Genomic DNA, 8098 nt, shown 5'->3' on the forward strand with positions numbered 1-8098 from the left:
TCTAGACATTTTGCCAGCCAATTGACAGCATCAGCGCGTTCTGTCTGACAAGGAAGACGACGATGACAAAGAAACTGTGTAGGCTTGCTATGGCAGTCCTATTGACAGCGCTACTCCCGTTCAGTATGGCGGCACAAAAGAGTGAAACACGTTATACCGTTGAGCGTGGCGATACGCTTTGGGATATTGCCGCCACCTTTTTTGCTGACCCTTGGCATTGGCCAAAAGTATGGTACGACAACCCAAGTATAAAGGATCCACATCTTATCTACCCGGGCGATACGTTGACACTTAAGTGGCAACAAGGGAAACCGCATCTAACATACCAATCCTCTCACACGATAGCCGCAGACGAACCGGCGTCGCCTGTGCCCAGTGTTGGGCCCTTACTCTTACCCCACCTAGCACAAGATACCTTGATTGAGAAAGCACGATTAGTTGCGTTACCCAGGGTGTTGGGCTCGCCTGAGGGGCGTCGCCTTTTATCGGCGGCAGACACTGTGTATATCGATGCCGCATTACACGCGATCGATTGGCAGGTATATCGGGTCGCGCACACCTTTTCGCATCAACGCGCAGATCAAACGGCTGATAATCGCCCACAAATGGTTAGCTTGACGCACGTGGCCAATGGTTCAATCACCGACGTGGCGTCGAACTATAGCGTGATGACACTGACTCAGGTCAATCAAGAGATACGACCCAATGACGTGCTATTGCCGGCCCCCGACCGTGTTCAGGCGCCATTCTGGCCTTATCCAGCGAAAACCAAAGCGACCTTATTGGGTCACCTTTACGGCAGTGAATACGTGGCTCAAGGGCAGTTAGTCGTTCTGGATAAAGGGGCAAAGGCGCAGGTTTCGGCCGGGCAAGTATTTGAAGTCACTCAACCTGGAAAACAGGTCGTGAATCAGCCAGGTGAGTACCAGTATCAAGCACAAGCCGATAAAACCCCACGTGAGGTCACTGTATTACCGAACGTCAAAGTCGGTGAGCTGATGGTTATCCGCTCCTATCCATGGATGAGTTTGGCTGTCGTACAGCAAGCCACTCAGCCGATTAAAGCGGGTATGCAGGCGATTCCGCCTTCAAGCGCTCGGATCAGTCATGAAAGATGAGACGTTATACGCGTGGTTAACCTTGGCTCAAGTGCCACGGCTACGGGCCAGGCAACGTCGAAAACTCTTATCGACATGGCCGGTCGAGGCTATCCATCAGCAATCTCAGCAGGCGTTGGCCGCGATTGGATTAAGTGAGGATCAATGCCAGGCGATATGCAGCCCAAATCAGGCGTTAATCAATGCGAGCTTGCGCTGGGCCGAGGCGCCCGATTGCCACTTATTGTGTTTTGATCATCCCGCTTATCCCTCGTTGTTAAAAGAAATCGCCAGCGCGCCTCTCATTCTCTATGTTCAAGGTGATCCCAGCGCCTTAGCCAAGCCCCAGCTCGCCATGGTTGGCAGTCGTCATGCCACCCAATCTGGATTGACGACGGCTTATCACTTTGCCAAACAGTTGGCCGACTACGGGTTGACCATTACCAGCGGTTTAGCCTTGGGCATTGATGGGCGGGCGCATAAAGGTGCCTTAGACGGCAATGGACAAACATTGGCGGTGCTCGGCAGCGGGCTAGGGCGTATTTATCCTGCACGTCACCGTGACTTAGCCAGCCAAATTATTACGCAAGGGGCGTTGGTGTCCGAGTTCTGGCCAGATGCGCCGCCACGGGCGGAACACTTTCCTCGTCGTAACCGTCTGATCAGTGGCTTATCAGCGGGCGTATTAGTGGTGGAAGCGGCACCGCAAAGTGGCTCATTGATTACGGCGCGCTACGCACTTGAGCAAAATCGAGGGGTGTTTGCGATCCCAGGCCCAATCGATCAGGTCCAAGCGCGAGGATGCCATCAATTGATCAAGCAGGGCGCAACCTTGACGGACAGTGTGGATGATATTTTAAGTGAAGTAGACAGTTTGGTTCAGTTTGCAGTGAGCCAACAAAGCGAATTATTTAGTGATGCGCCCAAGTTAGATGCCGATCAAGGATTGCCATTTCCCACGCTGTTGGCTAACGTAGGGACTAACGCGACGTGTGTCGACGTACTAGCTGAGCGCTGCAACCAACCGGTTCACGAAATCATGATGCAGTTGTTAGACTTAGAACTCCAGGGGCTTGTAGCAGCAGTACCCGGTGGCTATGTCAGAACGAGGAGGGGCTAGCCATGATGGACATTCTTATGTACCTGTTTGAAACCTACATCCACAGTGATGTCGAGGTCATTATCGATCAGGACGAGTTAGCGGATGAATTGTCCCGTGCGGGTTTTCATCAAGATGATATTTATAAGGCCCTAAACTGGCTGGAAAAATTAGCTCAGTTACAAAACGCGGATAAACAGCCCTATCTAACAGGCAGTGCACAGAGCTCGATTCGTGTATTCACCGAGCAAGAAACCCGTTTTCTCGATCAAGAAAGCCGAGGTTTTTTATTGTTTTTAGAACAAGCTGGAGTGCTGTCACCAGAAACGCGTGAGATGGTGATCGATCGGGTGATGGAGTTAGAAACGCAAGAGTTTGGTTTGGATGATCTAAAATGGGTGATCCTAATGGTGCTGTTTAACGTGCCAGGTAATGAGCGCGCGTATACGCAAATGGAAGACATGCTGTACGACGCACAAGAGGGGTACGTGCATTAACGCTTATCAATAACAGTAAAGGTGTGAATGAATACAGATAACACCCCGAAGACCCAGGAGCGCTGCCCGGAATGTGGCAGCGCTCTTGCGTTTAAATCGGGCAAACGAGGCCCGTTTCTGGCCTGTACGGCCTATCCAGACTGCCACTATACCAAAGCGTTACACCATGGTGATGGCCATGTGGTGAAAGCGCTTGGCGTGACCTGTCCGGCGTGTCAGCAGGGAGAGTTGGTGCTGCGCCAAGGTCGATTCGGCATGTTTATTGGCTGTGATCAGTTCCCGCAATGCACGCATATCGAAAAACCAGATGAACCCGATCACACCACTCTGACCTGCCCAGCCTGCCACAAAGGTGAGCTGGTGGAGCGTACCTCGCGCTATGGCAAGCGCTTTTTTGCCTGTGATCAGTACCCTAAGTGCCATTTTGCCGTGAATGCACAACCGATAGCTGGTACCTGCGAGGCATGTGGTTTTGCACTCTTGGTCGAGCGTAAAAAAGGTGGGAAAACCGTGCATCAATGTGCCGATAAGCCCTGCAGCGCGATTCAAGATGAATCGGCTGCAGAGTCGGAGAGCGAGGATTAATCGGCTTGTGCGGCCAGTGCTAACGCGGCGGACTGTAAACCGTGAAAGGTGTCGTCGGGCAGGTAGCTGGCGAGGCTCGCTAACGTGGTGGCAAGCTCGGCGTTCGAGGTGGCCGTGACATTGATATGGCCCACTTTGCGCCCCGGGAGAGGCGTTTTGTTGTACCAATGCACATGGGCGTCGCGATAGGTCGCAAGCGGGACACTACCTTGACCCAAAATATTGATCATCGCAGCGGGCTGAACCAAACGGGTAGCGCCAAGCGGTAAGCCGCTGACCGCACGCAAGTGGTTTTCAAACTGACAACAGGCGCTACCTTGCTGGGTCCAGTGGCCCGAGTTATGGACTCGAGGTGCGATTTCGTTCACCAGCAAGCGACCGTCAACATCAAAAAATTCGACCGCGAGCACACCCACGTAATTGAGTGTGTCGGCAATCTTTTTCACCATTTCAGCCGCTTGTAACTGCAAATCCTGTTCGTCAGGCCGTGCCACCGACAAAGTCAGTACGCCGTTGTGGTGATGGTTTTGGGTTAGGCTGTAGCTGGCAAATTCGCCATTGGCACCACGTACACCAATTAGTGACACTTCACGCTCAAAAGGGATCATGGCCTCAGCAATGATCGCTTGACCATCGCGCTGCTCGGGCGCGGCAAGAAAGGCGCCCAATTCGGCCCATAATGCGCTGAGATCATCACCATCACGATAGCGCCATTGCCCTTTGCCGTCATAACCATCGAGCGTGCTTTTCAACACCAAGGGCGCGTCCAGAGCATCGATCGCCTTTTCTAAATCCGCCTGTGTATGTACCACTCGGTATGGCGCGTTAGCCACCCCAGCTTGCATCAATAAGGCTTTCTCTATTTGACGGTCGCCACCGGTTAAAATTGCCTGCGCACTGGGGCGTAACTTCCCGCTTTGCTCGCATTGATGCAAAATGTTGGCAGGAATATGTTCAAATTCAGCGGTGATAATATCCGCGCCGGCTATCGCGGTATCGAGCCCTTGACCGAGTGGCTGCTGGGTTAAAGGATGGATAATGTCGCCGCTGCGCACATCATAAGCACTGACGATAAGATTGAGCGGCGCGCCGGCTAATGCCATCATCCGGGCCAGTTGTCCCGCGCCTAACACCAGAATATTCATGGTCGTTACCCTTGTGGGTTAGGCTGAGCGAGAACGGCCTCGGTTTGCGTTTGGCGAAACGCATCCACTTTTGCCATCAAGTCAGGGTCGGCCGTTGCGAGAATTTGTGCCGCAAGGAGGCCTGCATTCGCGGCGCCTGCCTCACCAATGGCAAGCGTGCCCACTGCCACGCCTTTTGGCATTTGAGCAATTGAAAGCAATGAGTCCATGCCTTTTAACGCTTTCGACTGGACCGGTACGCCGAGTACGGGCAGGCTGGTGTGTGCGGCAGTCATCCCGGGTAGATGGGCGGCACCACCGGCGCCGGCAATAATCACTTTAATACCGCGCTCAGCCGCTTGCTGGGCATAGTCGGCAAGTAACTGTGGCGTGCGATGGGCGGAGACAATACGGGTTTCGTAAGGGATAGCAAAGTGATCCAACATAGCCGCTGCATGTGTCATGGTAGGCCAATCGGATTGCGAGCCCATGATGATACCGACAGTCATAATACGTCCTTCTTGATGACAAGCGTGAATAAGTTAAGCTGAGCGTGGCGTGAATTATACCCAGATTTCATCGCAAGGAAAACGTTTGCGTCAGCGGTGGGAGATGAAATTCCGTCAAGATCCCACTGCGTGGATCAGGTAAAGTACATACATAGTCTCAGTAACAAAGGATGTGAGCGTGGCACACGGTCAGTCGACAATTGATAAGCAAGCCGTGAAGGCTTTTTTCCTCCAGCTTCAAGATGATATTTGCCAACAGCTTGCGCAACAAGATGGTCAAGCGCACTTTATTGAAGATGCGTGGGAGCGTGAGAAAGGGGGCGGTGGCCGCAGTCGCGTCCTACGTCAGGGCCAAGTATTTGAACAAGCGGGAGTGAACTTCTCGCATGTATTTGGCGATCAAATGCCTGCTTCTGCGACAGCACACCGTCCAGAGCTCGCCGGGCGCTGTTTTGAGGCCATGGGGGTGTCGTTAGTGATCCATCCTCATAACCCATACGTGCCAACCTCACACGCGAACGTGCGGTTTTTCATTGCCGAAAAAGAAGGCGCTGATCCTGTGTGGTGGTTTGGCGGTGGCTTTGACCTCACGCCTTTCTATCCGTTCGAGGAAGACTGCCAGCACTGGCATGAGACCGCCAAAGCCTTGTGCGCGCCCTTTGGTGATAGCGTGTACGCTGATCACAAAGCATGGTGCGATCGCTATTTTTATCTGCCCCATCGCGATGAAACCCGTGGCGTCGGCGGGCTTTTCTTTGATGATTTGAACCAATGGCCATTCGAACAGTGCTTTGCCTACACCCAAGCGGTTGGAAAAGGTTTTATCGATGCCTATCTGCCGATTGTACAGTGCCGCAAAGCTACGCCCTATGGTGAGCGTGAACGCGATTTTCAGCTTTACCGTCGCGGACGCTATGTTGAGTTTAACTTGGTGTATGACAGAGGCACGCTATTTGGCTTGCAAAGCGGTGGGCGTACCGAATCTATTCTGATGTCGATGCCGCCGATGGCGCGTTGGGAATATAATTGGTCACCTGATGACGATGCGCCGGAAGCGAGACTCTATCGCGACTACCTTAAACCGAGGGAGTGGTAACCAATGACCGATCGTTATTGCGTGGTCGGCCACCCGATTGGCCACAGTAAGTCGCCGCAGATCCACGCCGCGTTTGCGACACAAACCCAACAAGACATCGACTATCAAGCCATTGAGGCGCCGCTTGAAGGCTTTGTGACCACCATGCAGGCGTTTTTTGCGCAAGGAGGGCGCGGCGCCAATGTGACCGTGCCTTTTAAACAGCAAGCGTATGATTGGGCTGATACACTGACAGAGCGTGCCCGCCGCGCCGGTGCCGTGAATACGCTGGTTAAGCAAAGCGATGGCTCTCTACTCGGTGATAACACCGATGGCGCCGGTTTGGTGACTGACTTACACCACCACCATGTGGCACTGCGCGATAAGCGCATTATAGTCGTGGGAGCGGGCGGTGCCGCACGGGGTGTGTTGCTTCCTTTACTGGAGCAAGCGCCAGCATCGCTGATGATTGTCAATCGCACCGAGCAAAAAGCCCAGCAATTAGCCGCTGCATTTGGTGAGGCCGGACCGATCGCCAGTCATGCCGTGGATAAACCTGTGGCGGCGCCTGTTGATGTGATCATTAATGCGACCTCGGCAAGCTTACATCAAAGCTATCCCCCTCTCCCGCAAGGAGCGATTGGCCCAGCGACCACTGTCTATGACATGGTGTATCAAGCTGGCAGCACAACCAGCAACCAATGGGCGCAACGCCAAGGAGCAGGGCGGTGTTTAGACGGCTTGGGCATGCTGGTGGAACAAGCGGCGGAAAGCTTTGCTATATGGCGCGGCTGTCGGCCACAAACCGAACGTGTGCGCGAGCAGTTAAGAGAGGCACTCAATCGATGAATCAGTCCCTTATTCTGGCTGCGGACGAAGCGCAGGTCGATACGGCAAAGGCCCGTGTTTGTTTTTACGGCCAGCTTAATGGTGCATTGCTAACATGCGCTGTCCGCTTTACCACCTTATCTGCGCTCGCCGGCTGTGCGGTGGACACGGATAATGCGCAGGCGATCGTCGAACAGGTATGGTTTGATATTGAAGAGCAAATGGAAGCGGCCATCGAATCAGAAGCGTTTGAACCCGATGGCAGCTTGGTGATCTAGTGCTCGCAGCGGTAGATGTCTTTGGTGTCGACATAGTTTTGCGCTGAGCGGGCAAAATAAGCACGCTCTTTGTCAGTGAGGGGGCGGACCTGTTTGACCGGTGAGCCAACATACAGGTAGCCGCTCTCTAAGCGTTTTCCTGGTGGGACTAAACTGCCAGCGCCAATCAGCACTTCATCTTCTATGACAGCGTCATCAAGAATAATCGTCCCCATTCCCACGAGGACTCGGTTGCCAATCCGGCAGCCATGCAACATAACCTTGTGGCCGATTGTCACTTCTTCGCCAATGATCAGCGGGTAACCTTGTGGGTTTTCGGCATTTTTATGGGTGACATGAAGGACTGAACCATCTTGTACATTGGTTCGTGCGCCAATCTGGATATGGTTCACGTCACCACGCGCCGCAACCAGCGGCCAAATACTCACATCATCGCCTAGCGTAATATCGCCAGCCAATACACTGGATTCATCAATATAGACGCGTTCGCCAAGCTGAGGCGTCATGCCTTTATAAGCGCGCAGCTGTTTTGCCATCACAAATCCCTCTTTATATCGCTATACAATGTCAGATAACGCTGACTTTGTTACCAGTTTTACACTCTAGCGAGCAAAAAAACAGCGAGTGACAGTTTTTTTCTAAAAAACCACTAAAAAGGGGTTGCCAATCTGATCAGCTTCCCTATAATGCGCCTCCATCGACACGGCACGTAGGGCAAGCGCTCAGCGCCATGTTGAAGTAAAAAATCAAATAAAAATAAACGCTTGACGTGAGTTTTTAAAAGATTAAGATAGCCGTCCGCTTAACGCCAAGCGTTAGGGGAGTCAAAAAGAAGTTTTATTTCCGGCCTGAGGGTTGAAAATAAAAGATAAAATTTCTTCTTGACTTTAACGGTAAGGCGCGTAAGATACGCAGCCCTGACCAAGCGAAGCGCAGCTTCGCACAGTCAATGCTCTTTAACAATTTGACCTATGCAATCTGTGTGGGCACTCGTTGAGAATAGACA

At 52.7% G+C, this 8098-nt stretch carries 10 protein-coding genes; 7 read left to right on the top strand and 3 right to left on the bottom strand.

Annotated elements, in window-relative coordinates; genetic code table 11:
• The first annotated feature begins 62 nt into the window (after positions 1-62).
• Genes HLG76_RS13795 through HLG76_RS13810 form a run of 4 tightly spaced genes read left to right on the top strand, consistent with a single transcriptional unit; the run spans position 63 to position 3278 of the window.
• Positions 63-1118 (top strand): LysM peptidoglycan-binding domain-containing protein, encoded by a 1056-nt coding sequence (locus tag HLG76_RS13795; protein ID WP_175993856.1) that lies wholly within the window; start codon positions 63-65, stop codon positions 1116-1118.
• Positions 1108-2217 (top strand): DNA-processing protein DprA, encoded by a 1110-nt coding sequence (dprA, locus tag HLG76_RS13800; RefSeq protein WP_077461768.1) that lies wholly within the window; start codon positions 1108-1110, stop codon positions 2215-2217. The genes HLG76_RS13795 and dprA overlap by 11 nt, the downstream gene beginning before the upstream one ends.
• Positions 2218-2219: 2 nt before the next feature.
• Entirely contained in the window at positions 2220-2693 is a 474-nt protein-coding gene (locus HLG76_RS13805) for a DUF494 family protein (RefSeq protein ID WP_021022722.1), read from the top strand.
• Between the two features lie 27 nt (positions 2694-2720).
• The gene (locus tag HLG76_RS13810) at positions 2721-3278 is read left to right on the top strand and encodes a type I DNA topoisomerase (RefSeq protein WP_021022721.1); all 558 of its coding nucleotides are present in this window, start codon (positions 2721-2723) and stop codon (positions 3276-3278) included.
• On the opposite strand, the gene HLG76_RS13815 is transcribed toward HLG76_RS13810, so the two are convergent.
• Positions 3275-4423: a 5-(carboxyamino)imidazole ribonucleotide synthase gene (locus HLG76_RS13815; RefSeq protein WP_175993857.1), complete on the bottom strand. Its 1149-nt coding sequence runs from the start codon at positions 4421-4423 to the stop codon at positions 3275-3277. The genes HLG76_RS13810 and HLG76_RS13815 overlap by 4 nt on opposite strands.
• A 5-nt stretch (positions 4424-4428) precedes the next feature.
• Positions 4429-4911 (bottom strand): 5-(carboxyamino)imidazole ribonucleotide mutase, encoded by a 483-nt coding sequence (purE, locus tag HLG76_RS13820; RefSeq protein WP_077461766.1) that lies wholly within the window; start codon positions 4909-4911, stop codon positions 4429-4431.
• Positions 4912-5089: 178 nt separating this feature from the next.
• Here purE and hemF point away from each other — a divergent pair, with 178 nt between their 5' ends.
• From hemF to HLG76_RS13835, 3 genes are read left to right on the top strand one after another with little or no spacing between them, the layout of a single operon-like run.
• On the top strand, positions 5090-6007 hold the full coding sequence (hemF, locus tag HLG76_RS13825) for an oxygen-dependent coproporphyrinogen oxidase (RefSeq protein ID WP_077669515.1): 918 nt from the start codon (positions 5090-5092) through the stop codon (positions 6005-6007).
• Between the two features lie 3 nt (positions 6008-6010).
• Entirely contained in the window at positions 6011-6835 is an 825-nt protein-coding gene (gene aroE / locus HLG76_RS13830; RefSeq protein WP_021022717.1) for a shikimate dehydrogenase, read from the top strand.
• Entirely contained in the window at positions 6832-7092 is a 261-nt protein-coding gene (locus HLG76_RS13835; RefSeq protein ID WP_021022716.1) for a DUF1488 family protein, read from the top strand. The genes aroE and HLG76_RS13835 overlap by 4 nt, the downstream gene beginning before the upstream one ends.
• On the opposite strand, the gene HLG76_RS13840 is transcribed toward HLG76_RS13835, so the two are convergent.
• Positions 7089-7628 (bottom strand): gamma carbonic anhydrase family protein, encoded by a 540-nt coding sequence (locus HLG76_RS13840; protein WP_021022715.1) that lies wholly within the window; start codon positions 7626-7628, stop codon positions 7089-7091. The genes HLG76_RS13835 and HLG76_RS13840 overlap by 4 nt on opposite strands.
• Positions 7629-8098: the final 470 nt, after the last annotated feature.

This window comes from Salinivibrio sp. EAGSL (genome assembly GCF_013366455.1).
Taxonomy (GTDB): Bacteria; Pseudomonadota; Gammaproteobacteria; order Enterobacterales; family Vibrionaceae; genus Salinivibrio; species Salinivibrio costicola.

Excerpts from the sequence above, each read along its gene's own strand:
- HLG76_RS13795 (WP_175993856.1), top strand. The coding sequence starts at position 63 with ATGACAAAGAAACTGTGTAGGCTTGCTATGGCAGTCCTATTGACAGCG.
- dprA (WP_077461768.1), top strand. The coding sequence starts at position 1,108 with ATGAAAGATGAGACGTTATACGCGTGGTTAACCTTGGCTCAAGTGCCA.
- HLG76_RS13805 (WP_021022722.1), top strand. The coding sequence starts at position 2,220 with ATGATGGACATTCTTATGTACCTGTTTGAAACCTACATCCACAGTGAT.
- HLG76_RS13810 (WP_021022721.1), top strand. The coding sequence starts at position 2,721 with ATGAATACAGATAACACCCCGAAGACCCAGGAGCGCTGCCCGGAATGT.
- HLG76_RS13815 (WP_175993857.1), bottom strand. The coding sequence starts at position 4,423 with ATGAATATTCTGGTGTTAGGCGCGGGACAACTGGCCCGGATGATGGCA.
- purE (WP_077461766.1), bottom strand. The coding sequence starts at position 4,911 with ATGACTGTCGGTATCATCATGGGCTCGCAATCCGATTGGCCTACCATG.
- aroE (WP_021022717.1), top strand. The coding sequence starts at position 6,011 with ATGACCGATCGTTATTGCGTGGTCGGCCACCCGATTGGCCACAGTAAG.
- HLG76_RS13835 (WP_021022716.1), top strand. The coding sequence starts at position 6,832 with ATGAATCAGTCCCTTATTCTGGCTGCGGACGAAGCGCAGGTCGATACG.
- HLG76_RS13840 (WP_021022715.1), bottom strand. The coding sequence starts at position 7,628 with ATGGCAAAACAGCTGCGCGCTTATAAAGGCATGACGCCTCAGCTTGGC.